1 protein-coding gene is annotated in these 252 nt (G+C 45.2%); it reads left to right on the top strand.

All coding sequences use genetic code 11. From position 1 onward, the window contains the following. Positions 1 to 232 (top strand): transposase (locus tag AAC854_RS23590; protein WP_422824135.1); only part of this gene is annotated, 232 nt, incomplete at its 5' end. Positions 233 to 252: the final 20 nt, after the last annotated feature.

Here is a 252-nt window from a genome sequence, read left to right as displayed (position 1 = left end):
AACCCGATTACATTGGGTTCTTGATGTCACGATGGGAGAAGATGCTTGCCTTATCCACCGGGGAGAATCGGCTGAAATATTGGGATGTATGCGTCACATCAGTGTCAATATATTGCGGGCAGAGAAAACCAAAAAAGCCAGTATTCGCCGAAAACAACGGTTTGCGAGCATGGATATTAACTATTTGGATAAGGTATTAGTTGCAGGGTTTAAGGCGTTGGGCAAGAAGTGAACATTCACGCTCTTGCCCTG

The sequence above is a fragment of the Xenorhabdus entomophaga genome (assembly GCF_037996725.1).
Classification (GTDB): Bacteria; Pseudomonadota; Gammaproteobacteria; order Enterobacterales; family Enterobacteriaceae; genus Xenorhabdus; species Xenorhabdus khoisanae.
The sequence above is the reverse complement of the archived record's forward strand: the minus strand, read 5'-3'. Positions and strand labels throughout refer to the sequence as shown.